The following is a 26,653-nucleotide window of genomic DNA, read 5'->3' as shown; positions in this document are numbered from 1 at the left end:
TTTACGAATTGTACGGCATGGAGGATAGTGTTCCTGGTAGATCCATTTCAATTTCGCAACCTGCTGGCGCCTTCGTGGTGCCGGGATAGTGGATGAAGTGTGTCGTGGAACTGAGCGACGCCGAGGAAATGACGTTGCAGCAGTTGACGATCAATCACTTGCATCGGGAGCCTCCTCGCGAACCCGCCGCCGCATGTTTGGCAACGATTGGGGATTTCCTCGGGGTTCCAGCGCTTCAGCTTTCTGGTCGCGCCATCCTTCAGAGCCAAGAAACGCGCCCCCTGGACCAAACGGTACAGAATTTTCATGAATTGCGGCGCCATTTTGCAGACGGACCCTACGCGAGATTCTTTGGGCTGGTGACCTCTGGCCGGTGTTCGCAGCGGCGAGCGATACCCTACCTTACTTATGTGGTAGGGGTTCGAGTCTTGCCAGTAGGGCCTTCCTACCACGATGAAGGAGAGAAACATGCTGTGCTTAGGAGTGAGCGGCGGGCTAGACAAAGTTCATGAAAATTCACTCGAACTGCCGAACACATTTCTGCACGACGGCGCTGCGGTGCTTGTCCGGGACGGACGCGTAATAGCGGCCGTCGAAGAGGAGCGCCTCAACCGGATCAAGCACTCTAACAAGTTCCCGAGCAGTTCAATTCAATACTGCCTCGCATCCGCAGGGATTCAGCTCAGCGATATCGACCACATCGCGTTTTACGCTACCGAGGCCTATTGCAACGTTATGCTCGAACGCCTGTTCCTGTCCCAGCCGAACATCTCCATTCCGGTGGATGCCAAGCTGTTTCTGCGTAACTTACTAATGCGGGAATTCGGTACCGAGGTCGATCCTTCGCGAGTCTCATTCGTGAGTCACCATCTGGCGCATGCCGTGAGCGCGTTTGCGATGTCTGGATTCGAGCAAAGTCTGATCCTCGCGGTCGATGGCGGCGGTGATTTCCTCTCGGGGCTCCTGGCGCTCGGATCTGGAACCGAAATTACGCAACTTGCGACTTTCGCAGAGAATAATTCTCTAGGGCTGTTTTATCTCGAAACAATCCGGTATCTCGGTTACGGCTTGTTCGACGAATACAAGGTCATGGGGCTTGCACCTTATGGGGATCCCGCTCCCTATCGCGGGCTCTTCGAGCAATTCTATCAACTGTCCGCCAACGGTGAGTACCGCGTCTACCTGGACCGCATCGGTCCGACGTTGCTCCGCAGCATCCAGGTCCGGCGAAAGGGAATGCCATTCACACAGCAGCATCGAGATGTGGGTGCTTCATTGCAGGAAGCGCTGGAGCGGATCGTGTTTCACATTCTCCGCCATCATCGCGAGGTCACCGGTATGAAGCGGCTGTGTATAGCCGGAGGAGTAGCTCATAACTGCACCATGAACGGTAAGCTGCTGTATTCGGGACTTTTCGAAGACATCTTCGTGCAGCCCGCAGCGCATGACGCCGGTTGCGCATTAGGCGCTGCCCTTATGATGTCAAACGACTTCGGTCGGCCCCCGCCGCGTGAGCGATTGCAGGACGTTTATTGGGGGCCCGATATTGGGAGCGATCTGGTTGTGGAGCAAGAATTGAATGCGTGGTCCGGACACCTCGACGTTGAACGCAGTGATGACGTGGCAGGCAGAGCAGCGGACTGGATGGCCAATGGCGCCGTGATCGGCTGGGTGCAGGGTCGTTCGGAGTTCGGGCCACGCGCGCTTGGCAACCGCAGCATTCTTGCCGATCCCAGGCCGGTGGCAAACAAGGACCGGATCAACGCCATGGTCAAAAAGCGTGAGGGTTACCGACCGTTCGCGCCATCAGTGCTCGAGGACGATGCGCGCGAATTTTTTGACCTCCCAGAGGGCACCCGCGAATTCCCTTTTATGAATTTTGTAGTTCGCGTGCGCGACTCCAAGCGTGCCTTGCTCGGCGCCATCACGCACATTGACGGTACAGCGCGGCTGCAAACAGTATCGCGCAAGACCAATCCCGCCTACTGGGAGGTTATTAATGCGTTCAAGAAGCGGACAGGAATCCCAATTCTGCTCAATACTTCCTTTAATAACAACGCTGAGCCGATCGTAGATTCGGTTGCAGACGCAATTGCCACATTTCTGACGACAGAGCTGGATGGACTTGTGGTCGGGCCGTTCCTCGTCAAAAAGCGGCTCGCAACGCAGGAACATTGGACTGCGCTCGCGGTTTCACTGCCGCCCTATGCATCGCTCTATCGGGTCCGCGCTCACACAGCGCGGGATCGTCAGGAGACGGTGTGCGAAATTCGCACCGGCGGCTCCAACTATGACAGTGTGCGTATTTCACATGAGTTGTTCGATCTGCTGATTCGGATCGAAGGCGAAGCCGTGCTCGGACATCTTCTCGATTCAATTACGCCTGAGCAGACTCAACGGGAAGCCCTCGTCGAGGAGCTGCGCGGATTGTGGGAACAGCGTCGGGTTCGGCTACATCCCTCACGGGCGTTGTCACGGTAACGACGCGCCTCCAATGAGTTGCTGAAGGTCTGAAGCTAGGTAACAGCGCTCGCGAGCTATTTTTCTAGAACGTTAAACAATAGCGTTTGGCCGCCGTGCAGTTCTTGTACCAACACGCCGGTGTCCAACGGAGCACCAGTCCCGGCCCAAGGTCCGGACACATGCAGCGGCGCACCATAAAGGTAGGCGGAATTGACACATCAAACGAACTTCGAATTGCTGCGTCGGGAATTGGACGCAGACGATCCATGGCGGCTCGATAGCAATCCCTTTGAGCACGAGCGCCACAGGCAAATGCTTCGGATGGCACTTTCGCAGGGATCCGTCACAAATGCGCTCGAAGTCGGATGCGCAGGCGGAGCCTTCACGGAAAAATTGGCACCGCACTGCCAACGGCTCACCGTGATCGATATCGTGCCACACGCAATTGCCAGGACACGCGAACGGATGATGGACCCACCACACATCAATTGGATCGTCTCCGATGTCCAGCATTTTTCGACTGAGCAACAGTTCGATCTGGTCGTGGTGGCGGAGGTTCTCTATTACCTCGACGGCAGCGCCGAGGTGCGCGCGGCTGTCCGCAATTTAGCACGGATGCTTGCGCCCGGCGGACAGCTGGTTTTCGGATCGGCACATGACGCCAATTGCCGGCGGTGGGGCCACATTGCCGGAGCCGAGACGGTCATAGCCATCCTGGAAGAAGAGCTGGTTGAAATCGATCGTTTGAGGTGCGTCGGTCAGTCGTTGAATGAAGACTGTCTGCTCGCCTGTTTTCGAAACGCGGCTTCGCCTTCGTGTGGACCAACTTACCAGCGTTAGGCCGGGAGACATTATGCGCATCTGTGGGATCAAATTGACGCACGACGGAGCGATCGCCCTTGTCGAGGATGGAAAACTGGTTTTTTGCGTGGAGCAGGAAAAGCGAGACAACAATCCGCGATATCAGGCGATCGACGACCTCGACGCGATCGCGACCGCATTGGCCGAGCATGGTTTCGATGCGCACGATATCGACCAGTTTGTCATCGACGGCTGGGACGGAGTAGTCGAGTCGCAGTTTCGCGTCCTCAGTGGGTCGATTCCCGTCAGCCTGAAAGGGGCTCCTTACGCCGAACGCCGAGCCGATGATCTTCTCGCTTCGCTCGACGGCTCCGGACTGCTTGTCGGCGGCCAGTCCTTTCCTTATAAAAGCTATCCTCACGTGTCAGGCCATGTGGCCTCCGCGTACTGCACCAGTCCCTTTGTCCAAAGCGGGCAACCTGCATTCTGTTTGGTGTGGGATGGTGGCATCGTCCCACGCCTCTATCATGTAGAACGCCACCACGCCCGCCATGTTGACTGCCTGTTCCCCGTGATAGGTCACATCTACGCTGCGGCGGGTCATCACTTTGGTCCTTATAAGAAGCCGGGCGGCGCCCGGTGGGATCTGGGTGTGGCCGGCAAGCTGATGGCTTACATCGCGCTGGGCTCCGTTGACGAAGATATCGTTGAGGTATTTCGCGAGCTTTATCAGGCACGCTTTGCTGGCGACACGGAGTGTGCGCAAGCCTATCGCGAGAACATCCACAGCGCGGACGCGTCACTAGCGGCTGTAGGAGAGTTCTTCGAAGCAAGCGCGCTGCGACTGGAAGCCAAGCCGCCCGAAGACGTACTCGCCTCGTTCCATGTATTCCTCGAGCGTCTTCTCGTTCATGAAATGGGTATCGCGCTGCAGCGCCATTCGATTGCGGGGCCGAAAAATCTGTGCATTGCCGGCGGATGCGGACTCAATATCAAATGGAACAGCGCCCTGCGCGCGAGCGGTTTGTTCGACGCAATCTGGGTGCCGCCGTTTCCCAACGATAGCGGGTCTGCGATTGGCGCCGCTTGTTGCGCGCTGGCAGCCGAGAAGGGCTTCGTGCCGCTGGAGTGGTCGGTATACAGCGGACCGGCCTTAAAAGGTTGCCAAGTACCGCCCGGATGGACGGCGTCTACTTGCTCCATTGCAGAACTCGCCAGCATACTCGCCAGTAGCGAGCCCGTCATTTTCCTTGCCGGCCGGGCCGAGCTCGGACCACGAGCATTGGGGGGCAGAAGCATTCTGGCCGCCGCGACTTCGCCCACAATGAAGGATCATCTCAACGACATCAAGTTTCGAGAGCACTTCCGTCCCGTGGCGCCAATATGCCTTGAGGATCGTGCGCCGACCATTTTTAGCCCGGGGAGCCCTGATCCCTATATGTTGTTCGATCATCAGACGCGCGCGGAATGGCGAGAAAAAATCCCTGCCGTCGTGCATCTCGACGGATCTGCCCGATTGCAGACCATTTCAAGAACTTCCGAGCATGCGGTGGCGCAACTTCTGGTCGAATACGAAAAGCTGACGGGTATTCCGTTGCTCTGCAACACGAGCGCCAACTATCACGGACGAGGTTTCTTCCCGGACGCTGCTTCAGCCTGTGCGTGGGGACGCGTCGAACGTGTGTGGTGCGATGGTTTGTTACTGACCAGGACTGGTCTGTCGCCGTCGGTCGACGAAACACTTTTCGCTACGTCGCCGTTCGAAGATTGCTGACGTTGCAGCTCAGTGGTCAGTACGACGCGGTCAATTGTCCCGGCAGCTCGCTCTATCGCTACGGTCCGAAGACGATCAGCCGGCCTCCCTTGGCTCGATTTTCGCAAGCACTTATCCCGTGCGGAGGTTGCTCATCGACCCGCGGGACCTCGATGCCATCCTCGGAAATTTTGGCTCTTTTCAAAATGCAGTGGGTAACGGGGCTTACGAGGCATCCGGGTTGAAGCTAAAGAAATCGAGCTTGCCAGCGATGAGAAAGAGGACGGTGCGCATCGTCGTGAAGCGCGTGTAACCGCGAACCTTGCGCTTGGCAGCTTGAAACAAGCCTTGATGGCCTCGATGAAGCCGTTGGTCTGGCGGGTCTGAGTCCAGGCGACGATGCCATCGAAGTGCTGGCGAATCATTCGCGCCACTTCCTTCATCGGCTCGACCTTCGAGCGCATGACGTTGGCGCACCACTGCCGCAACACGCGTGGACAATTGACGCACCGCAAGGTTTGCGTATGTTCAAAGTGTTCAGCGTCTCAATTCCTCGTATGATTCACTCAGGCGGCCCGAGGTAATGTCAAACCAAGCATAGTGCTGGTCAGAATGCCATTGGGAAGAAAAGCGATCGTCATCTACGGCTTTCGTTTTGCTGCAGCGGGCATCGGCTACGCAGTACGCCGGCACCACCGCCTCAATCTTAGTCCACGGGAATTGCGCTGCACTATCTCGGTTGGCCAATTCCCCTCTAACGGCGGAACAAGTTCCTATGGACATGCTAGACGTCATCGGTATTGGTATCGGACCGTTCAATCTAAGCCTCGCGGCGCTCATTCAGCCCACCGGTTTGCGAGCGCTCTTCTTTGAGAAGCGCATAAAATTCTCCTGGCATCCGGGGCTCATGCTGCCCCAAAGTCAACTCCAGGTGTCGCCGCTCAAGGATTGTGTGACCCTGGTGAACCCCACAAGCCCATATTCCTTTCTCAACTATCTCGCTGTACATCGACGCCTGTACAGCTTCGTGAATAAAGGTGGAAACGGCACGTCGCGACGTGAGTTCACCCACTATTACCAATGGGTTGCGCAATGCCTGGACACGCTTCGATTCGGCGAGGAGGTGATCGATATCAGGCCTTGCAATAAGGGCTATTGCGTGACCACTACCGCGCGCACATATCATGCGCGCGCGGTAGTGGTCGGGGTCGGCGTCGAACCCAAGGTGCCGGCATGTGCGCGGCAGGTGGTTGGCGAGACGGTCTATCACGTAGACGACTACCTTAACCGGAAACCGTTCAGCGAAGACGAACATGTGCTGGTGGTGGGCGGCGGGCAGAGCGGCGCGGAAGTCGTCGAGCACATGCTGACCGAGTCAGGTCCCGACAAGATCACTTGGGCGACGTCGCGCGCCAATCTGTTTGCGATGGACGACAACGCGTTTGTCAATGAAGCATACATGCCCAGTTATAGCCAACGCTTTCACACGCTGCCGTTCCAGCAGCGCCGGGCCATTGTCGAAAGCGAAAAGCTCACCAGCGACGGCATCTCCGCCAGCCTGTGCAACCGGCTCTATGAAGCGTTGTACGAACGCAGCGTCCATGGCACGCTAGCCGACTGCTTTCGTCTGTTGCCTTCGGTGACGATGGACGAGATCACCCGCCGCAGCGGTCGCTGGCATATCGGGTTGACCTCGCTCGTCACGTCGCAGCGCAACGGCATAAGCGCGGACAGAATCATCCTGGCAACCGGTTTTCAGCCGCGCCATTTGCCATTCGTTCAGAAGCTGCTGGACGGCGCAAGCCGTGAAGACGGTCTGCCAACGCTCGATCCCGATTACGCCGTGCGCTTCGATGCGCCAATGCCCGGTCCCGTGTATCTGCAAAACCAAAGCCGCGTGCAGCACGGCCTGCAAAGCGTCAATCTTTCGCTGGTCGCATACAGGAACAGCCGCATCATCAACAGTCTGCTAGGTCGTGCGTTCTATCCGGATGTTCCGGACCGGCAACTGCTCGACAGCCTTGAGGATCAGGAGACTGAAGCAGGATCGGTACTGTGCGACGCGCCTCAGGCCTCGCGTCAACCGGCAGTGGCGTAAGCGCATGACTGGCTCCTCCATTTATCTATCGACTGGCGAGCGTGCGATCTCACACGCCGAGCACTTGCCGGCATCCCTCCAATTACGGGCGTTCATTCCGTTTCTGATCGCGTCACTGGTGATCGCCGCCTCGTACGGGACGAGTTTTCTCCTGCCCGAGTACCTGCAATCCCTGGGCATGAAGAGCGATGTCGCCGGCGCCGTGATTTCGAGCGGCATGGTCTCGACCATGATCTGCTGCTGCGTGGCTGGGCGCATAGCCCAGCGTATCGGTGTCATGCCGACCATCGCGCTGGCCTCGCTCGTCATGGCAGGCAGCATGCTCTGCTTCGCCGCCGCGCCAATGGACATTCGTGCCGTCTATGCAGGCGGTTTGCTGTTGAGCGCTGGGTGGTCCGTGTTCTTCATACTCGCGCCGCTGCAAATCATCCATCATCTGTGCCCCAACGCGCGTATCCAGTACCTGACCTTCGTCTCCGGCACGCAAATGGCCGGCCTAGGCATGGCGGCGCCTTTGAGCCGCCTGATCGCCCAACATACCGGCTCGATCGCGCTGGCCTACCTTCTGTTCGCTGCGGCATGCGCGGTGGCGGCAGTCTGCGTCAAGATCGCCAGCGAGGCGATGAAGGATAGGTCCTGTTTGCCGATGACGCGCGTGGCCATTACCGCGACCGACACGTTGGCCCTGCTCAGGGCACGAACAGCAGTGCCGATCGCAATGATCGCACTGGCAGCCTGTGTCTTCGCCGGGCTGGCGACTTACCAGACACCCTATGCCGTCTCGCGTAACCTCAGGCCAGACCTGTTCTTCCTGACGTTCACGATGACCAGCGTGGCACTGCGCTTGTCGCTCGCGAGAACCATGGGACGAATCAAGCCCGCGCGACTGGCGCTCGCATTGTTTTTGCTTACCGGCGCCTCGCTCGTACTGTTCCTGTTGAACCACGGCAGCACGACGCTTTATATCGTCGCTACCACGCTGTTCGCCACGGGCTACGGACTGAGCTACTCGACCCTGAACGGCATGGCCGTGAACCTCGCCGGAGACCACGGCGTATCGGTGCCGGTGACTTCGCAAATCTTTACGCTTGCCTATTTCATCGGTCTGTTCGGATGCCCTTCCCTATGTGGCGTTCTGATTCACGTTTTCGGCGCCGATGCAATGCTCGTCGCCCTGCTAGGCGCCGTACTCGCCAATGTCGTGCTACTCGGCGTCACGCGAATGAAGGCGCATTTCGCCGCCTGACTTCTCCTTGAAAACTCCGTTCCTTGACGAGGTGGTTCGTATGCTGAATGAAACGCAAAAATCCAAGTGGCACGAAGATGGATATCTAAAAGTAGAGGGGTTTTTCGATCCGGTCACCCGCGAAAAGATTTCTGCTTTGGTCAACGATGTCTCGCGCTGGGAAATCAGCGACAACAAATGGATGATGTGGTTCGAGAAGACCGAGGACGACCGCAGGATCGTTTCAAAGGTAGAGAACTTTTTAGACTTCAACAACGAACTGCGCGACCTGTTGCTGGCCGACAAGCGCATCCAGACGGCTGTCGAATCGCTTCTCGATGAAGATACCCGCATGCTCAAGGAACTGCTCATCTTCAAGTACCCGGACAGCGGCGGCTATCGTCCGCATCAGGACATCTATCACATCCCGCACAACATTCCTGAACGCATGGTTCATGCCGTGGTCGCCATCGGCATCGACGATTCCGATCCGGACAACGGCGGCCTGTTCTTCAGTCCGGGCAACCATCAGAAAGGTGTGTTTCCGATGGACGCCGGCGGCGTGATTCATCCGGAAGTGGCCGAGACGTTCAAGTGGGAACCCGTGCCCTGGAAGGCCGGCGACATCTTAGTCTTCGACGACTACGCGCCGCACTATTCGCAGCCCAACAAAAGTAACCGTTCGCGCCGCGTGCTCTATCTGGTGTTCCAGCGCGCCTCGACTGGTGGCCCCACGCGTACGGAATACAACAAACTGAAGCGTGCCTACAACCCACCCGAAGGAAAGGAATCGAATATCCACGATATGAAGCCGCCAAATGGCATTTTCTATCGCACCTAATGTAATTCACCGGAGGATGTGCGTGTACACAAAGCAGATTGACCCATCCATGATGCGGCCGGAATACGGCGTTCTTGTTTGCCGGCTGCTCGAACATCTGCCCGCTGGCCTGACAACAGCGTTCGGCACGTCGATTGTTGAGGTCATGCCGGCGGGCGCTGTCAATCTGCACTCCCATTCCGAGCATGAACTGTGGGTACTCATTTCAGGCAAGGGAGTCTTCGAGGTGAATGGTCAGGCGCGGCCAGTCGCAGATTCAACGCTGCTCTATATCGAGCCGAATCAGGAGCACGCGATTCGCAATGCCGATCCGGCAGCGAGCCTGAAATTTCTATCGATATGGTGGGACTAACGTGACCACACGCACTTTTTTCGTTTGCCCCGCACCGCCCTGCCCGAACGGCAAGCTGCATCTCGGCCATATTGGCGGGGTCTATCTGCTCACCGATCTTTTCGTTCGCTTTCAACGCATGAGAGGTCACCGCGCCTACCACGTCACAGGTGCGGACGAGCATGGCACCTATACGGTAGTGAAGGCGCGCAAGCTCGGTCGTCCGATTGACGAAGTCGCGCAGTTGCATATTGACGAGATAATCGATTGCTTGCGGGCAATGCACATCGAGCCCGATGTCTTCATCAGAACAACGGACGCTACGCACAAGCAGAACAGTCTAAAGATCTTTCGCGAGCTGGAAGCTGCAGGCTACATTGAAGTGTGTGATGGCCATCAACTCTACTGCGAGAACTGTAACGAGTTCGTGGCCGATTCGCTTGCCGTCGGCCTCTGCCCCGCGTGCGATGCGTCCACCGACAGCAACTTGTGCGAAAACTGCGGTTTGGCGCAACAGCACTCGAAGTTGCGAACGCCAAGCCACACGTCGTGCGGCAAACCGCTATCGCTTCGCCCCATCGAACAGGCGGTTTTCGACATCCCTCGCATGGCAGCCATGCTTGACGATGCGATCAAGGGGAGTGAATGGGATCAAACGATCCAGCGTAAAGCGCGTGCATGGTTGCGTGACGAATTGCGGCCGCTACCTATGTCGCGCATTTTCGACCGCGGTGTGACACTTGAAGCACCCGCGAAGATTGCAGGGCAAACGTTGATGACGTGGTTCGAAGGGCTTTGGTGTTTCGAGACGGGGATCCGCTTGCAGTGCGCGCGCGACGAGGTCGACTATGACACCGTGATGCGCGACCCCGATACACGCCTCCTGTTTTTCATGGGCCAAGATAATCGCTTCTACTACACCATCGGCGTGACTGGCAGCCTGCTTGCGCGCGGCTACCCGCTTCCGGCAGATCATTCGATCCAGGACTTCTATAAATTGGAGGGCGAGAAATTCTCGACCAGCCGCGACCATGCACTCTGGGCAGATGAAGTATCCCGGCAGGTCGACCCGAGTGTGTTGCGCTATGCGCTCGCTCGGATTGCCAAGCCGTTCGGCACCAACAATAATGATTTCCAGATCGGCGAACTGATCCGGTCGGCTTCGCACATCCTTGCGTGGGAAAGCGCTCTCCGTCGCGATTCACTGCACTCGGCGAATGTCGATGGAAGCGGTCTTACGCCGGCGCACGACGACATAGTCCAACGTTATATCACCGCGATGGACCAGGTACGCTTCTGGAACGCCCTCGATCTGATTGACGAATACTTCGTCGCGACGGGCTTCGGCACGAGCCCGGAAACGTGGCGGCCGGTGCACGTATCCGTCTTTTTGAGCATGCTCCATCCCGTGATGCCAGTGCTCGCCGAACGCTATGGAAACGTGTTCTTTGGCGAGAATTGGACACCGGCACTCGGCGCAAACGCCACGCTATTGGCTACGCCTCCCCGAGCGACGGCCGAATTTTCGCCGTTCGGAATGCCGATTGCCGACTCGTTCATCCGCCAATATCAATCGCGCTTCCAGCGCGCCGTCGATGCCGCGTAACCAACGATGGAGCCAGTCATGTCGATGCGCAGTCGCACTTCGCTCAGTTATGGGGTATTCGACTACACCTCAGGCAAGGACACAGTCAACTTCGCCTATGGGCTTCCCGATCCTTTGACGTTCGCCCGCCTGCAATGGCCGGACCCGCTTACCGTCGAGACGGGCGTCAGCATCTCCGACCTACCGCAGTACACCGACGCCTATGGCCTTCCCGAACTGCGCGGACAGCTTGGCCAAAGGTACCGGATGGCGCGTGGCAATGTCATTCTGACGAACGGCGCTTCACAAGCCCTGCAACTGCTTGCCGATGCTTTTATCGACCCTGGAGACGTCGTGCTGACCGAGGACCCGTCCTATCTCGGTGCGTTGCGCATTTTCTCTATTGCGGGCGCGACGGTGGTTCAAGTAGGTGCGGATTCCTCGGGTGTCGACCTCGATCTTCTCGAACAAGCATTGCTGCACGCAAAGGGGCGAGCCAAGTTGTACTACACCACTCCGGCGTTCCACAATCCGACTGGACGATACTTTGCACACCGGCATATGGTCGAGGTGGAGGCTCTACTGTCCCGCAACGGCGTGCGGCTGGTGCAGGATCTGGTTTATAGCGAGTTGCCCTATGATGGCGCGTCACCCGAGATTCTGCAGGCGGGCGGTAACATCATCAATGTGCATAGCTTCTCCAAAATCTCAGGCCCCGGGCTTCGCGTAGGCTGGGTGCTGGCCGAGCCGGAAATTGTCGACCGCCTAGCCCACCTGAAATGCGATGGAGGTGTGAGTCCCATTGTCAGCAATATGGCGCTCGCCTTATTGCAGTCGTCGTCTTTGGACGCTCACGTCGAACACCTAAGGACGCACTACCGGAGCAAGCGCGACGCAATGCATAGGCTGTTACAGGCCTGCCGATTCTGCAAACCGGATTACGAGATTCCGAGTGGTGGATTTTCGTTCTGGGTCTCGCTTGCCGAAGGCGTCGATTCCGCCGAATTGGTCGGCGAGGTGCGCCGGAAGCACAATGTGAAACTCGTCGAAGGAAAGCACCATGGGCCGAGCGGTGCAGCCCGTGTACGCTTAAGCTTCAGTTATCTCCAGCCGCGTTTGATCGAGCGCGGCTTGGCTCAGATAGACGATGCGCATGCGAGCCTTCTGACATCGACGCGCTTTGAGCGGCGTGCCTAGAGAATGCCAAGTACTACGGATAGTCGGTGCGAGATGTACAAGCGTAGGCCGAGCGAAGACATCCACTGCGCCGCCCTCTACCGCAAACAAGTCGACGAACGCTTTTCAGCATGGCACTACATCACTGATTTCGCTCAGGATCCGTCCGTTATATAGGCAGACACCCCCTTCGCGCGTGTCTCGGAACCCTCAACGCGACGACCTCAGTACATTCTGCGTTCGGTTCGGCAATTGATTTACCGCAATAGTCAATTCCTGTGCGTTCTGTACGATCAGCACGGCATCGCTCTGCAGCCGATATCAACATCAAGACCTACGCGACGTAAACGGTATGGCATACTGACCAAAATCGAAACAGGATAGCAAGTGAAGAAACTGCTGATCGTATCGATCACCGTCGTGCTGATAGGCTACACAAGAAGTCATAGCCCTCGGTAAGGCAGGCGACCTTCGTTTTCTCGGCAGCGAGTCCTATGCGCAGTGAGGCAAGGAAGACCTTGACCGTCAGAGTGATCTTCTCCTCCAGCACTTCCCGGCTTCCTCCACGTCGCGTAGCTTTTGCCGTCAGCCTGTCAACATCTTTGGCCGGATTGAACTCACGGCGCTTGCCAGAGTTCACCTCCCTTAACAACGTCACCCGCGCCCGTTCAGTTCCCGCGTCGATGCTTTCAGGCTTTGCCTCCCCTCCCAACTCGGGCCAGGCCTCACGGTCCCGGTCGTTGTCCACAATGCCTGCCCCCCTCCATTACCAGCGACGCACGATCGAGCAGGTTACTGCTGGCAGACCGACAGGTGTTGTCCGCTACTATTGGCAAGACAGATGTAACAGCAACTTGCAGGAAACGCCTGCATGGATGCAAGGTATAGCTGTTAACATTGGAATCGACACCGGAGCGCCGCGAGGCAAACCAAAACGACGAGGAAGACCGCATATGGCAACGCGCACGAAACCGCGAATCCGGGTTGGCGTTGGAGGCTGGACCTATGCCCCATGGCGCGGGGTGTTTTATCCGCAGGATCTGACGCAAAAGCGCGAGCTCGAATACGCGAGCCGCCAGCTGACGACCATCGAAATTAATGGGACCTTCTATGGCTTGCAGAAACCCGAGAGCTATATGAAGTGGCGCGACGAGACGCCTGACGATTTTGTATTTGCGCTCAAGGCGCCGCGCTACGCGACCAACCGGCGTGTGCTGGCCGAGGCCGGCGACAGTATCGAACGCTTCTTCGGCAGTGGCCTCGTGCATCTGAAACAAAAACTCGGTCCGATCAACTGGCAGTTCGCCACAACCAAGCAATTCGACGCAGACGACTTCGAAGCGTTTCTCGCGTTGCTGCCCAGGAAGCTCGACGGACTCACGCTAAGGCATGCCGTCGAAGTTCGACACGAGAGTTTCCGCAACGAAGTCTTTGTCGCGCTGGCGCGCAAATATGGCGTGGCGATCGTACTCGCAGGCGATAGCCATTATCCTCAGATCGCCAGTCTCACCGCACCCTTTGTGTATGCGCGCATCATGGGGACGTCCGAAAAGCAGGCCCAAGGTTATTCGAAGAAGGCGCTCGATGCGTGGGCCGAGCGCGCACGCCAGCTTGCCGCAGGCACCATTCCTGAAGATATCGAACCCGTCGAGGCCAAGGCAGCCGCAAAAAGCGCGCGCGATGTTTACCTCTACGTGATCAGCGGCTTCAAGGAACGCAACCCAGACGCGGCAAAAGCCATCATCGAGCGCCTGTGACAGGCTAAAGTTGAGCGAGACGCGTACGCGTTGATCGTATTGCGAGCAGAACCCGAGGCGCACGCAACGAAAAAGTGCGAAGCCCGCAAAGGCTTCGTTCTCAAGCTGGCGCGTCACAGCATTAGCAACTTCGGTCCAGCAGCCAATTTTTCCTCCAATGGCTGCTTCCAGTAAATCCAAACAGCGCTTTCGGTTCGGAGTTACAGTATGTATTCATCCAAGTGGGTAGCGAACTTCCACCGTTGACTTCGGTGAATGGCCGGACTAAAACGGCGGATTCAACCGGTCGATGCTATAGTTCGATGGAAGCGGTCGCACGAAGACTGACCCGATTGCCAGCTCGTCGGCCAGAGCCGACGGTCGCGGACTGTACGTAGTACGGCAGCTGCATGTCGCACTGCTGTCATTCGCAAACCGATGTCGGCGAACGTCGGCTATCGCTATTCAATGACCAAGTCTTTCCGACCCGTTGCCGGCAGTCGGTCGCTGTACACGACCCGTGCGGGCGTTTCAGAGTTATAGCTTGATAAAAGTCGCATCCGGTATCTCCGTTGGATACCGGATGCGGCGAGCTGATTTCAGATCCGACGATCACGCTTGCACGACACCGAAAGTCACTACTGCAACGCCGCCTCAGCTTTTCTTCACACGTGTTATCGACCGGGAATTATTAGTTGCTGTCCCGCCAGGATCAAATTAGGATTCGGCAGATTGTTGCGCTGCTGGATTTCACGATAACGTGCTCCGCTACCCAATTGAGAAAGAGCAATGACGTTAAGGGTATCACCTTGGCGCACGGTGTAGCTTCGTTCGCCCTGAACTGCAGCGGTCGTCGCAACCTGGGAGCTGATGAAGTATCTGCGCAGAAGATCGAGATATGCGGGAGTCTGCTTCACTCGACCGATCGCGCTATTAAGATAAATCAAAAGACTCTGATCGGCCGCTCGCACACCAATCTTGTACGAAATGTTCGAGCCATCAAGCTTCGTGATGGCGAACTTGAGATCAGTTCCCTTGATCGATTCCACAGCAAAGGGGTAGTCATACACGAAACAGTCAACGGTATGATTGTCGAGACTCTTGTTGATAAATTGCGGATCCGAGTCGCTTACCTCGACGACCTTGCTATCGGGGAATTTTTGCGTAACATACGCCCGCACGTCAGGGTCGCCCTGCAGGATACCGATTTTTTTTCCCGCAAGCTCTGTCGTCGTTTTCAACGAAGAGCCGCGTTGGACGATCAATGCGTATCCAAAGTCATCCAGATACGGATTCGTGTACTCAACACCGCTGGGTGAGTTATCGGAGAACGTCAAGCCGTCCATGGCGATATCGACTACCGAACCGCCATTGGCCGAAACGAGCAGTTGTCGAGGGACATCCTTGTAAGTATCGACTTCGTGATGTGTGTCGATTCTTATCGAACCACCTTTGTTGAATTCGGGTTGAGCGAAAAGCAGCATGGCAAATTCGTAATTGAAGCCGTGCGGAACACCGTTAGTTTCGCCGTAGATCGGCTCAGACGGGTTTTCAACTGAGATTCGAACTATGCGATTTTGAAGGATGGACTGCAACGAATCTGGATTTGGCTTGAAGTTATACGTACCGCTTGGGTCTTGCGCTGTCTGAGTGCCAGGCGTGGGCACTTGCACAGATGCGCTCAAAGGTTGCGGTTGCGTGGACCCCGCGTCTTGTGCGCCTGAGGGTTTGCTCGTCAAGGTTCCGGAACGATAGGCATATGCGGCACCGCCGGCAATGACAACAACCCCGACCACCGAGATAAACTTCTTGAATCCAGGCTGTAATTTCATACGTCCCCCAATTTTATTAAGGCATCTAGATTGGTCGCACATCATCCGCTGCTGTTTTGTGTCCGTTTCTACTTCGTGAACGATGCACGAGTTGCGGCGGCTAACCTCTTTCTCTCTGATAAACGGCTGACTCAAACGTCCGTTTAACCGTCTGGCGCGGGTTGAAGGTACTGATGAGTTTTCTGAGCAAGCTGGCGATACTGTCGTTTGAGCCTGGCGGTCATTGTCTCGAAGTCGATCTTCGCTTTGCTCAACTCGCCAGTTTTTTCTAACGCCAACCTGGCGACCTCATCCTTCTGAGCGCTGAACTGAGCGATTTGTGCTGCGAACTCGGCTATCAGGTCGCTGAGATCTTTTTCTTTTCGACCAAGCGCTTCGATCTCAGATTGCGCTGCCGATACAAAACGTTGCTCGAACGCCTTAGATTCATTCTGCAGCACGTCGGCATAGGAGTTCGCCGCCGACAGAAGTACTTCGACCTGCGTACCCGTCGCAGCTTGTGCCGCCTTGAATCGTTGCGCCTCGTCCGGTACGGCAAGTTTTATATTGTCCGCTAATGCGAGAAATGCGCCAAATTGAGCGAAAGCCGGGTTGCTCCTAATCCCTTGGTCAATTCGCGCTTCCATAGCGGAAAGATCGAAACCGATAGCTCCATCTGCAGGGTTGACCGGTGGCGTATCGCCAGACACGGACGACGAAGATGTCCACTCGGATCTTGCTGAAATGTCTTCTACAGCCTCCCCGCTTTTGGCGTCGGCAGTTTCGTCGACGAACACAAGCGCCTTGATCCGGTTAAACACGCTCATCATGAGCCTCTCAATGAATTTTTGCGGAAAACATGTTCGCGCGGACCCTCGTGGACCGTTTGACTGAAAACCGCATGCACCTTTGACCTGTACGCCCCGAACACTCTTCGCGTCCGCGAAAATAAGACGACTATATCCCTCTGCACTGCGCAAGAGAGGCATCCATTGACAGCCAGTTGGAGCCTCCCTTTTCCCGCCTACCCCATCACTCATTCTTCATAAAGCAATGACCTTCCATCAGGAGCGGCGGCGCCTCTTTTGCTATTAACTGTGCCTTATCAGCCACTCCTAAAGTGCTGCAACGACAGTCGCTTTACCATGATCAAGCACGATCTGAGTGTGCAAGTCACGCGACGCTATCAACGTTCCATTGACGTAAAGATTCGTCTTCATCGCATATACGCCCTGAGAGACGCCGGGAGGCAGAGTCAGTTCAAAGGAGTTAACGAATTGGCCGCCAGTCGCATTGCTGCTCTCAAGGGGCTTCGTGCCGTTCTTGAATGGCTCGCCTTGCGGATCAAGAATGACGATTTGCTCCTTGACGTCGTGGACCTGTTGATAACGCCCATTGACCAGTTCCACTTCTGTATTAACGGTAAACGGCTTGCCGCGAATTGCCTGGTTGTTGACCTGAACGTTATAAGAAACCAATTGCGGCTGAGGAGGTAGCGCGCCACGCTTTTCAACATAATCATGGTCTACCTGGGCAGCAGTCCTGACCTGCCGTGAGTGAACATTGACCGCATAGCAGCCTGCTCCCCCCAGAACGCCACCGGCCGCTGCGCCAATTGCCGCTCCTTTCGCACCGCCGGCCAACGCACCGATCAACGCTCCTACAGCGGCCCCTGCTACCGCCGTGGTGCCTACCGAACATGGATCATTTGCAGCTGTGCCGCTCCCTTTCGACAGGCCACCGTTCTGCTGAGGCGCTGCGCATCCTGCTAACACGCAAGTGATGACAATCGGGACTATCAGTTTTTTAGTATTTTCAATCATGGTCTATCTCGTTATTTTATGGATGTTTCATTCTGCAGAACCTCGTGTTCGCGATTCTGGATAGCACGCGCGAGCGCGTCGATTTGTGGATTACTGGGGTCCATCCGTCGGGCGCTGTCGAGATACGTCTTGGCCGCATCGAAACGGCTTTGTGCAAGCGCGGTCTGTGCGTCGCTCAAAAATTGCTGGATGAGTGCGGCCTGGTTGTTGTAAGCGGGTGCAGCAGGTTGCGCGGTCTGCATTGCCAGTCTCGCGAGTGCCGGCGGCTGCGTGGCAGCACCTGTCGCTGGCTGACTAGAGAACGAAGCGGTGGACCCGTTCGTCCCTACCCCCTGTTCAACCGGCTTCGCGGTACGGATCCCAGCGATTTGTGTTCGAAGAGCTGGTAAAGTCGCCCGAAAACGATCCAATCGCGCAAGGTCTTGCACGGCTGCCAACGCAGCGACAGCGTCGCCCGCAGCGATTGCTGTGCGTACATTCTGCTCCGTCGCATCGGCGGCAGCACTCGCCTGATCTATCTGGTCCCTCAACTGCTTCGTTTCGGTCGAGTCTGAGCACGACGGCGACAACTGATTCAACGCATTAATTGCGGCATTCAGACGCCCCTCATTCAGACGTGACGAAACAATGTCGTAAGCACGAGCGCACTTGGCATGCACGGCTTTCGCAGCTTGAGCTGCCGTCAAGGTGGCTTGCAACTCTGTCGCTTTCGAACTGCGACTGCCCGTACAAGAAGCTGCCGCGAGTCTGATTTGCTCAGCAGCGCCGGCGAAGTCACCGCTTTGCACGAGCTTTGTCCCCGCTTCCGCCTGCTGGTCGCATGCAATCTCCTGCTTGTTTCTGCCATGCCCAATAAAACCGATCAACACAATAAGAACAACGACGGCAATGGCTGCACCGGGCAAAAGCTTGCGTGTTGTCTTTGGCTTTTCTGTCGACTTCGGCTGGTTCGTCTGCGGCGCTTTACTAGCTGATGCGACCGCCGGCTTCCTGATTGCGTCTGCCTGCGTTCGTTTTGGAGGCTTGACCTGCGGGGTCGGTTCCACCGATGTGTTTCGCGTCGATGACGATGCAGATGTATCTATCGCGGGCGGCGTTACCGGTGTCGGGGGCTGCGGCGCCGATGCCCGCGGCGTCGTTTCGGACATGCCCGCGTCAATTTCCACCTTCGGCACTGTGGCAGCCGCCGGCGTTGACCCGGTAGCGTGCCCACAGAACGGACAGAAACTGACCGTCCCGAAGAGCCGACTATCGCATTGGATACAATTTTTCACGTCATTTTCCTACTAAATCCCGGCTGTCCGACTCGCTTGGGAAGCCGGATCGTGCTTACGTTAGCGACGGCGGAGCCGCTGGAGGCAGCGGGGGCGGCGCTGCCTGCGACGTTGTTCCAGTCAATTCTGGAAAATTAGCCAAATCTACCCAGTCCCCAAGGCCCTGACGCCACACTTTTGTTGTGGCGACTGCGATTTGTCCAGCCTGCATAAATTGCGCAATTTGTCGCCCGCTGTACGGACCATATTGCTGTCCTGTGACCGCCAGAAAATACTGATGGGCAACGGGCGGTGCGAAAACGAGTGGTGGCGGCGCGACCGATGCTGGCGCCAGTGGCGGGGGCATGCCTGGTCCAGAAGCACCCGGGCCGGCCTGAAACGCAGTTGACGTCGTTCCAACAGCGCTAGCGCTCAACAGATTGTCTAGAGCGTGCGGAGCCAGGTACTCCGGGCGAATCGCGAATTTCAGTCGGGGCAGCTGATCTTCATTCGGTTCGCGGACCTCCCAGTCGTAAGCGTCGGTATCCGAGTCCCCGATCACTACAAGCCATGCGGTCAAGTCGTCAAGCAGACGTCGCTCATGGCGTTCCAACTCTGCTTCACTTACACCTTTACGGCGGGCGCTGTCTCGCAACTCACGCCTCGCTTCCGCGGCGATCGAACTCGCGAAACCCTTGCGGGATTGCTCCGCACCGGTCGAATCGGAAACCAGCTTCGGCGTGTAGACGGCCGTCTCGTAGTAAGTACACAGCGCCGCTAATGCACTTGTTTGTAGCGCGTCGAGATCAGCCAGCGCTTCCTGCACACGACTGACAATCTGAGTGCGGTACGTTATCGGCAAGCCGTTTTGACGGATTGCGCGTTCGTTGCCAATCCGACGCACGTCGCCGCGCGCAACCGCAAACTGATATTGACCCGGTGGCATTACGCGCTGCGTGGCGCGCGTCAATATCCCGAGCATGACTGCAAGCAGATATTGCTTGAAGTCTTCTGCAAGACGTCCAATTTCGTCGGTAGAAGGTGCCATCGGATGGCTGAACTGAGTTGAATCGATGTGCGTGTGCGTCGGACTCTTTTCCGACTCCTTGCGATAGCTGGTACGCCACCCTTCGAGCCCGCGCAAAACAGTCATCGGAACTCCGGACAGCTCGCAGTAACAGACTGCACGGCTTGGGATACCGGTTTCGACAATCGAAATCTGACCCGGTGTAATACCGGCGTGTGTGGGCACGCTCGCATCGATCTCCGCACCGAATTTGCGGCGGAAATCATCCGCATTGTTCACACCGATGAAGCACTTATACTGATCCGCATTGAGGGCAAAGTCGCCCCCCAAATTCGCATCAATCCACGGCATAGCGCACGCCAACAACTTGCGGAAATACTCGCCCCGCTGCCCTGGCGCCATGTGATCCAGTGCGTCCATCAAAGGATCGGTCGCGTCTACCATCGGATCGATAGCGCTCAACGTTGTGAGCTGACGCTCTGCCATCCGCTTGATCTTTATGAGAATCTCACCGCGCTGTTCGGCATCCGCGAGCATCGGAAAGAGTACCTGCGATCCACCAAGATCCTTGAAAGCCTCGTCGGCCCATTCCCTAAGTTGGGGTGCCGCGGGCATCGGTACCTCGCGAATTGTCGCCGCTACAATAATCAGTGTGCTGTGCTGCTTGGTCAGGTCCAACTGCAAAATCGAATTCGCATTTTGCAGGTCCCGGAGCATCCCGAGCACCTCGTCCCGACCCGCTTGCAGCTCCCCCACAAGACCGCTCCAGGTCGCGCGTCCCTGAGAATCGATGCCGGTTTTGCGACCAAGCCAGGCAGACACATCGTGCATCAACAATGCCGCCTCAGACGCTGCTTTCGCACGCAAATGAAACTTCAACGCGTTAGCCATCTCGATGCGCAGATGGTCCAGCACCGTGTTCGCCTGCTTGTCCCCACCAGCCAGGCCAAAAATACCGGACCGCGTCTGTGCGAGATTGTCTAGCAGCCGTTCGTACTCGCGGCTGCGCACGGCCTCCTTGATTTCGCGGTAGCGCTCGGCGTTGGTTTCGAGCGCAGCGATAAGCCCGGTCCCCTGTACTTCAAGACGATCTTTGATCTGCTCCACAAGCGACAAGACATATTCAAGGCCGCCGAACTCCTTGTTGTCCAGATATGCGTAGAGCTGGTCGCGTACGGTCTTCTTGATTCGCTCGAACACCTCCCGACGGCGTTTGGTCACACGATCTTCAGTTGTATCAGCGGTGGAATCCTGGTCGCGCACTGCGTCGCGTTCCAGCATCTTCATGGCGTCGCGCAAATGCGTTGGCCATTCAGCACGCTGAAAACCCGTTCGGATCGCATCGATTTGCGTATTCACCCGTTGTTCGATGCCGGCAAGCAGCAATCCCTGCTTGTCCTGCAGCAGGTCATTCGTAACGGCGTAGTCCGTGAATTCACCGCTCGATCGTTGCAGCTCTACGTTTTTATCGGAGAATTCAGGAAAATCGCTAAACGTCGCAGGACGCAAGCCCACGTACGAAGCCATGAACTCATCACGTTGTTTGTCAGTAGCGCGATTCGCGCCCAAATCACCACTGCCTACACCAAAAAATGCTTGCAGCATGGCACTGGCCCAGCGGTGCGCAAGCTCGTCGCGGCGCGCCTCCTGGCGCGTATCCAGAACCGCTTGACCGAATGCCGAAAAGCGCTTCGAATATGAAAGCCGCATATCTGGAAAGCGATTGCGGGGAACGAGTGCGTCGTGCAGGAAATTTTTGTGTTGCGCCTGATTGACCGCAGTCGAGCGTTTGCGCCGCGCGAAATCACCCGAGGCGAAATCTTCGAACAAAGTATCAGCGACCATATGATAGATGTCGTTGATATCCTTCGTGTTTTGTTGGGCAAGGTTACCCGAATCGATCAGGTATACCTCTTGATACGGTTCCCGGTGCAGCTCAGGTTGGTCATAGGCGTCCCAGCGTCCTACGTAACCCTTGTTCCCCATCATCGCCGACTCAAGTTCCATAAGCGCCGCGTAGCCGTTGGCCGCGGTACGATCCTTGTTTTTGTCGCTGTATCCGGTCGGAAGAAACAGCATCAATTCGACGTCAGCATGAGCCACCTCGCTCTTTGCGAGCCAGCGCGAGATAAGGCCGATATCCAGGAATGCGCCCGACCCTGTCCCGCCGGCTACCGAAGCAACCACCACGACACGAAACTTGCTGGTTTCCATTCTCAAACCAAGTTCAGCCAGTTGGCGCTCATGCGACAAACTCGCCTTTAACGTACGCAGCTTCAACCGGATCTTGTCGCGAAGCTTGGTGTACTTGTCAAAGAGGTAAAGCCGCGAGACAGCCCTGATTTGCCCTGCGCCTTTGGCCGGATCGATGCCGAGTTCCCGGATCTTCTTGGGCGTCAGCGAAAGCCACTCCTTGACATGCGGATATTTCTCGAGCGCATCGTCATCTCGACTGTATTTGTCCATGTCGAAGGTCTCGACGATCTTCTCGTCATCGGAGAACTTGACCAGGGGAAATTGCAGGTCATCTGCCTGCGCCCGATTCGTTTCAACGATTGCGCCAGTATCCAGGTCGAACTGAATAAACTGCGCGACGGGAAAGTCGACCAGACTTTCAACACGAGTACGATGATTGGTCCCACCCCACAACGTATTGAGGATGCGACGCCGCAGCCGCATCAGGACTTCCATCCCCGTCCCACCAACGCCAATGAAGAGGGTCGGACGTAGTTCGATCGTCTGTTCCTGCTTCTTGGCCGACTCGGCGCCGATGGTTTGATTGATGATGTCTGACATGTCGCAGTTCCTGAATACGTTGTGATCTGTGCGTTGAGCGCACTATTCCGGTTGGATGAAAGGCCTCAACGCTTACTTGCGGCTTGAAATAATCATCAGGACAAGTGCGACCACTGCGACAACAGCAAGAGGGGCAATGATCAAAGGCGCAAGGAACCGAGCCGGGTTGACTACCGACAGCACGACTCCGACAGAAAGGCTGGCGAGAAATATGAACAGCCACCAGCCGGCGGCGTTAGCCTTGTTCGGCGGCACCCTCTTTGCGACAAGCGAATTTGCATACGCACCACGCGCAAAGAAATAGCCAATGAACAATACGATAAGAATCGCGCCACCAATCAGGAGATCGCGCGACGACGTGTCTACGTTGACGCTCGAAGTGGTCGAGGTGACAATTTCGGTCTGTGTGACGGTGCTGCTGGCAACAGAGCTGGAGCTTGCGACGCTACTATCGCTGGTTTGAGGTGCGGGAAGTGCGAATCCGCTTTGGTCTTTATGATCTTGGGCCATCTGGCTTGCTCCCTGCAATGGATTGTTTAATTGAAATTCGTGCGACTATCGAAGGATCAAGGAGTGGCCCTCGGCGACCTTGGTAACACTCGGTCGGCCAAAACGTCGCTTTACCGTCCCGATCGTCACTCCGTTAGCGTCGCGGATATCAAGGTTGCCGAAGGGTTTCAGCACCACATGCCGAGCCTCGCCATCCGCGACGAGCGGGTAGCGCTTGCTACGTGCGGACAGTAACGCAACCGCGACAAGCGCGGCAATCAATGCGAGAACACCTCCGATCACAACGATAAGAGGCAATAACGGGTATTGAATACGCAGCACGACGGGCACTATCGCTTGCGAACCCCGCACACTTGAAGGCGCAGAGAAGATGTCAGAAATTGGGTCCCCTGGGAACTCCTCGCTCAGTTGCGATTTGAAGTCGTCAGAGAGGCCGAGTTGTTGCCCACTGAGCGCAAGGCTGACAGTCATAGGCACGAGAACCTGTTTGCCCATCGCGGCGAGCGCTTGCGCAGACCAGGCAGAAGGCACTTTTTCCATTGGAAGCGCAAGGCGTACCTCAACGGATTTGCGCTCGCCGGGTTGAAGACCGTCAATCGTAGCGGGCGACACGTCGACCGGGACAGTGCGTCCCGGTAGCGCCACGGCCGCGGTTGCAGACGCATGCTGAATGACATACGGATAAAACAGATTCTGCAGCGATGCGCGCATGACAACAGTCGGCACCACTTTGCCAGCGTTCACGTCAAGGACTAACGTCCGCTGGTCACGCCCGAGGCTCGCATGTACATCCGGCGAATTCACGACCGACTCTGGAACAATCCGCACTGCGTCCAGATCAAGCGGCTTTAGCCGAGCGGGCGGCCGGGTCAACACTTGGGAGAGCCGCCCGTTCTTGAGTATCTGATCAAGCGCCCGCGCAGCAGGCTCTCCATACGCCAAGGCGTACACCATCATCCCTTCGGCCTGGTACAGCTTTCCCTTGACTGGCATTCGAAGAGGAAATACCAGCGTCTTGGTGATGGAAGGCTCAAGATGCAGCAACTTGTAAAAATCGAGATTGCGCGCGGCCGTTGCTTGATCGTTGCCAGGACTGTTCTTGTTGTTTGTGAAAATCCAAACAATCCCCGGCGCCGTGTGAAACGGCCCCGAAATTGTTTTTACGATCGCTTCCTTGAAATCGGTGTCCGCGAGCGCGCTGCCCGTACCCTTATGCGCAATGGCTAAAGACTGTAAGGGTCCGCTGATGCCCGCGGCACCTTTACCAGATTCGAGGAGCATCGGCGAGACGTTCGCGCCGCTACTCTGGCTGAACGCCATCAGGAAAACCGGATCGTCGGCTGATGCCGCAGACTGCGCGACGGCTGCTATCAGCGGCTTGAACTGTGATGCAGGATCGGAGTAAAACGGCTCCATCCACCCAGAATTCTGGACGAGAAAAGCTTGCTGGATGCCAGCCGCTGATGCGCACTCGAATACGCCCGTCGCCAAAGCGGCGACGGCAATACGAAGCCATATCTTCATGCGAGATTCCACCCTTCAATGCGTTTTGCCCGCGAGTGGTACGCCCACAGCTTGTGATCGTGAACGAAGAGGCGGATACGCCACGGCTCCGCGGCAGTGCTCGTGAAGAAAGTGACTTCGTTGTGGCTGTCGTCGTAGCACAACGCATACGGCATGCGTTCTTTTGTTTCAAACGCTTTTGCGATACCCGCCTCGCTCGAAAGACGCAAGCCGATAACCACATCGCTCGCCGACGACTCAAGCAGCGGGATCACGAAGTCATTAGACGCGGTATCGTCGGTATGCTCTGGCTCTTCCCACGGCGGCATCGTCGTTTTTGATTTAATCCGGAAATTAACCATGCCCGAGCAGAGACGCAATGTGGTCGCAGTTGAAACTTCTGCCTGAGGGATATCGATACGTACCCATACGTATCGGTCCGTTGCAGTGTTAAAGCAGACTTGCCACAGTTGCCCGCTGCTGCTGAGATAGGGACTTCCGAAATCAAGACACGGTTGGACATTCGCGGGCCATGGCGAAAAGGTTGCAATTGCGCCACCATCAGTCTGCTTTTGAACGCGCAACTGACCGCCCTCGCAAACCCATACCACCGCCCTGCCGTATGACACTGGCAAACCGATTTCCGAGACATCGATGTTCACCCCTTCGGGCGCAGCGACTTCCAGGTCACTCTCCAACGTGCCTTCCAGGTCCACGCCAACAATGCGAATCGGACCATTTCCCGCCTGCAATGGAACCCAGACACGGTTGTTAAATGCGATCGGCGCGCCGACGGCAGAAGCACTGCCAACGTCAACGACCTCATAAGTGAGCGACGCAACATCAATCGCAATACGCGTGAGGCCAGCTTGAGTTGCGACGAACAACGCGCTTCCTGGACCGGTACTGTCTTTGATAATTTCTGCGCGCCAGGCATGATGCGGAAGCGAGCATTCGGCAACAGTCGCACGCCCCACGCCCTCTACCGGCCGCCAGGTGCGCGACGCTGGAAGCCTCGCAAACAACGTACCCTTGAGCGGATCAAATGCAATCAGCGTAGCGCCAGACGCCCCAAACGGAACCGAGAAAAACTGATATTCGCCTGGCGGCGGATTTTCCATAGAGTCATCGGAGTTTCCTTCGGCGCTGCGAGACTTCGGGTCGCCCAGCACAAGGGCATGCGGCGTGCGGCGCAAGCCCCGCGCGTCGGAATAGCCGCCTGAATCGACAGACGCATTGCCGAAGGGGGGCGCCCAACCGCCTAGGGTAGGCGACGGCTTGCCGAGTGGCTTGCCTGTCGCCGGAGAAAACTCGAATTCCGGAGGATAGAATATCGGGCGTGCCTGATCATCAAAGGTCGAACCCAATACCGCAGCAACGTCCGCTCCGGAAGCGTGCGCGGAAACAGGGCGTCCGCAAGCCGTTTTTATCAATGAAAACGCGTCGTTGGTCACTACCCACACGCCCGAAGGCAACTCCCACTCTTCATCCTTCTCTTTCATCTTTTCTCTCATCCGCGGGCTCATTCACAGTTTCCTACGAACTCTTTTGGCCGCGTAATCGAATCCATCATGCTGAGCACCTTCACGAAACGGCGCCGCGCCGAATTTGGCGCAAATCATATCACCGCAAAGATCGACCACATAAACGTGATGCAAAATCTAGACGCGCGTTGTGCAATTGCCGCAAAATTGCTCCGTCGAACTCTAAGGCTAGCCTAAAATGACGGCGGTCCACTTTACGGCCATTATCGGCATTTCGGCGGATTGCTTTAGGTTTTGACAAAAATTCTGGCTTGGGCGTCTATTTCCCGGGTACGCGCGCGCCCACTCTATACCGCAAACGTTTGCGATTCTTGCCAAGCAAGCTAAAGCAGCGACCGCGACACCGAAATGAATGATAAAAAGCAACGGCAGCCAAC

General features: G+C 56.7%; 21 protein-coding genes and 1 pseudogene. 11 read left to right on the top strand and 11 right to left on the bottom strand.

The annotated features are described in order from the left end of the window. Nucleotides 1–47: 47 nt before the first annotated feature. A complete protein-coding gene (locus tag OKW35_RS24820; RefSeq protein ID WP_429553390.1) occupies nt 48–308 on the bottom strand; it encodes a hypothetical protein in 261 nt (86 codons plus the stop codon). A 160-nt stretch (nt 309–468) separates the two neighbouring features. Between OKW35_RS24820 and OKW35_RS24815 the strand changes: the two genes are divergently transcribed. The 3 genes from OKW35_RS24815 to nodU all read left to right on the top strand — a co-directional run bounded on the left by OKW35_RS24815 (nt 469) and on the right by nodU (nt 5,038). Next, nucleotides 469–2,481 (top strand): carbamoyltransferase family protein, encoded by a 2,013-nt coding sequence (locus tag OKW35_RS24815; protein ID WP_429553389.1) that lies wholly within the window; start codon nt 469–471, stop codon nt 2,479–2,481. A gap of 192 nt (nt 2,482–2,673) precedes the next feature. Beyond that, a complete protein-coding gene (gene nodS / locus OKW35_RS24810) occupies nt 2,674–3,303 on the top strand; it encodes a nodulation methyltransferase NodS (RefSeq protein ID WP_429355306.1) in 630 nt (209 codons plus the stop codon). A gap of 13 nt (nt 3,304–3,316) precedes the next feature. Continuing rightward, the gene (nodU, locus tag OKW35_RS24805; protein WP_429553388.1) at nt 3,317–5,038 is read left to right on the top strand and encodes a nodulation protein NodU; all 1,722 of its coding nucleotides are present in this window, start codon (nt 3,317–3,319) and stop codon (nt 5,036–5,038) included. 204 nt (nt 5,039–5,242) lie between these two features. On the opposite strand, the pseudogene OKW35_RS24800 reads toward nodU, so the two are convergent. Further along, nucleotides 5,243–5,508 (bottom strand): annotated as a pseudogene (locus tag OKW35_RS24800) (transposase); the annotation flags it as partial. 284 nt (nt 5,509–5,792) lie between these two features. On the opposite strand from OKW35_RS24800, the gene OKW35_RS24795 reads away from it, so the two are divergent. From OKW35_RS24795 to OKW35_RS24770, 6 genes are read left to right on the top strand one after another with little or no spacing between them, the layout of a single operon-like run. Further along, complete coding sequence (locus OKW35_RS24795) at nt 5,793–7,115, top strand: lysine N(6)-hydroxylase/L-ornithine N(5)-oxygenase family protein (protein ID WP_429553387.1); 1,323 nt, start codon at nt 5,793–5,795, stop codon at nt 7,113–7,115. 4 nt (nt 7,116–7,119) lie between these two features. Beyond that, nucleotides 7,120–8,361 carry an MFS transporter gene (locus OKW35_RS24790; RefSeq protein WP_429553386.1) on the top strand — a complete coding sequence of 414 codons (1,242 nt, stop codon included), beginning with the start codon at nt 7,120–7,122 and terminating at the stop codon, nt 8,359–8,361. 7 nt (nt 8,362–8,368) lie between these two features. Beyond that, nucleotides 8,369–9,181, top strand: coding sequence for a phytanoyl-CoA dioxygenase family protein (locus OKW35_RS24785; RefSeq protein WP_429553385.1), 813 nt, complete (start codon nt 8,369–8,371; stop codon nt 9,179–9,181). A 16-nt stretch (nt 9,182–9,197) separates the two neighbouring features. After that, nucleotides 9,198–9,533 carry a cupin domain-containing protein gene (locus tag OKW35_RS24780; RefSeq protein WP_429553841.1) on the top strand — a complete coding sequence of 112 codons (336 nt, stop codon included), beginning with the start codon at nt 9,198–9,200 and terminating at the stop codon, nt 9,531–9,533. Nucleotide 9,534: 1 nt separating this feature from the next. Then, on the top strand, nt 9,535–11,118 hold the full coding sequence (locus OKW35_RS24775; protein WP_429553384.1) for a class I tRNA ligase family protein: 1,584 nt from the start codon (nt 9,535–9,537) through the stop codon (nt 11,116–11,118). Nucleotides 11,119–11,136: 18 nt separating this feature from the next. Then, nucleotides 11,137–12,294, top strand: coding sequence for a PLP-dependent aminotransferase family protein (locus OKW35_RS24770; protein WP_429553383.1), 1,158 nt, complete (start codon nt 11,137–11,139; stop codon nt 12,292–12,294). Nucleotides 12,295–12,685: 391 nt separating this feature from the next. On the opposite strand, the gene OKW35_RS24765 is transcribed toward OKW35_RS24770, so the two are convergent. Further along, nucleotides 12,686–13,021 carry a hypothetical protein gene (locus tag OKW35_RS24765; RefSeq protein WP_429553382.1) on the bottom strand — a complete coding sequence of 112 codons (336 nt, stop codon included), beginning with the start codon at nt 13,019–13,021 and terminating at the stop codon, nt 12,686–12,688. A gap of 205 nt (nt 13,022–13,226) precedes the next feature. Here OKW35_RS24765 and OKW35_RS24760 point away from each other — a divergent pair, with 205 nt between their 5' ends. Next, on the top strand, nt 13,227–14,030 hold the full coding sequence (locus OKW35_RS24760; RefSeq protein WP_429553840.1) for a DUF72 domain-containing protein: 804 nt from the start codon (nt 13,227–13,229) through the stop codon (nt 14,028–14,030). A 653-nt stretch (nt 14,031–14,683) separates the two neighbouring features. On the opposite strand, the gene OKW35_RS24755 is transcribed toward OKW35_RS24760, so the two are convergent. From OKW35_RS24755 to OKW35_RS24740, 4 genes are all read right to left on the bottom strand, one after another. Beyond that, nucleotides 14,684–15,841, bottom strand: coding sequence for a transporter substrate-binding and LysM peptidoglycan-binding domain-containing protein (locus tag OKW35_RS24755; RefSeq protein ID WP_429553381.1), 1,158 nt, complete (start codon nt 15,839–15,841; stop codon nt 14,684–14,686). Nucleotides 15,842–15,984: 143 nt separating this feature from the next. Further along, the gene (locus tag OKW35_RS24750) at nt 15,985–16,650 is read right to left on the bottom strand and encodes a hypothetical protein (RefSeq protein WP_429553380.1); all 666 of its coding nucleotides are present in this window, start codon (nt 16,648–16,650) and stop codon (nt 15,985–15,987) included. A 285-nt stretch (nt 16,651–16,935) separates the two neighbouring features. Next, nucleotides 16,936–17,643 carry a hypothetical protein gene (locus tag OKW35_RS24745; protein WP_429553379.1) on the bottom strand — a complete coding sequence of 236 codons (708 nt, stop codon included), beginning with the start codon at nt 17,641–17,643 and terminating at the stop codon, nt 16,936–16,938. An 11-nt stretch (nt 17,644–17,654) separates the two neighbouring features. Continuing rightward, nucleotides 17,655–18,548 carry a hypothetical protein gene (locus OKW35_RS24740; protein ID WP_429553378.1) on the bottom strand — a complete coding sequence of 298 codons (894 nt, stop codon included), beginning with the start codon at nt 18,546–18,548 and terminating at the stop codon, nt 17,655–17,657. Here OKW35_RS24740 and OKW35_RS24735 point away from each other — a divergent pair. Continuing rightward, entirely contained in the window at nt 18,532–18,933 is a 402-nt protein-coding gene (locus OKW35_RS24735) for a hypothetical protein (protein WP_429553377.1), read from the top strand. The two genes, OKW35_RS24740 and OKW35_RS24735, sit on opposite strands and share 17 nt — an antisense overlap. A gap of 39 nt (nt 18,934–18,972) precedes the next feature. Here the strand turns inward: OKW35_RS24735 and OKW35_RS24730 are convergent, their stop codons facing one another. The 4 genes from OKW35_RS24730 to OKW35_RS24715 all read right to left on the bottom strand — a co-directional run bounded on the left by OKW35_RS24730 (nt 18,973) and on the right by OKW35_RS24715 (nt 26,234). Further along, nucleotides 18,973–22,719 (bottom strand): tubulin-like doman-containing protein, encoded by a 3,747-nt coding sequence (locus OKW35_RS24730; protein ID WP_429553376.1) that lies wholly within the window; start codon nt 22,717–22,719, stop codon nt 18,973–18,975. A 72-nt stretch (nt 22,720–22,791) separates the two neighbouring features. Next, on the bottom strand, nt 22,792–23,229 hold the full coding sequence (locus OKW35_RS24725; RefSeq protein ID WP_429553375.1) for a hypothetical protein: 438 nt from the start codon (nt 23,227–23,229) through the stop codon (nt 22,792–22,794). Between the two features lie 45 nt (nt 23,230–23,274). Then, nucleotides 23,275–24,753 carry a hypothetical protein gene (locus OKW35_RS24720; protein ID WP_429553374.1) on the bottom strand — a complete coding sequence of 493 codons (1,479 nt, stop codon included), beginning with the start codon at nt 24,751–24,753 and terminating at the stop codon, nt 23,275–23,277. Beyond that, nucleotides 24,750–26,234, bottom strand: a complete 1,485-nt coding sequence (locus OKW35_RS24715) for a hypothetical protein (protein ID WP_429553373.1) — start codon at nt 26,232–26,234, stop codon at nt 24,750–24,752. Before OKW35_RS24715 ends, OKW35_RS24720 begins: the two co-directional genes overlap by 4 nt. Nucleotides 26,235–26,653 lie beyond the last annotated feature (419 nt).

Origin of the sequence: Paraburkholderia sp. MM5477-R1 (assembly GCF_050436385.1) — a bacterium.
Taxonomy (GTDB): Bacteria; Pseudomonadota; Gammaproteobacteria; order Burkholderiales; family Burkholderiaceae; genus Paraburkholderia; species Paraburkholderia tuberum.
The sequence above is the reverse complement of the archived record's forward strand: the minus strand, read 5'-3'. Positions and strand labels throughout refer to the sequence as shown.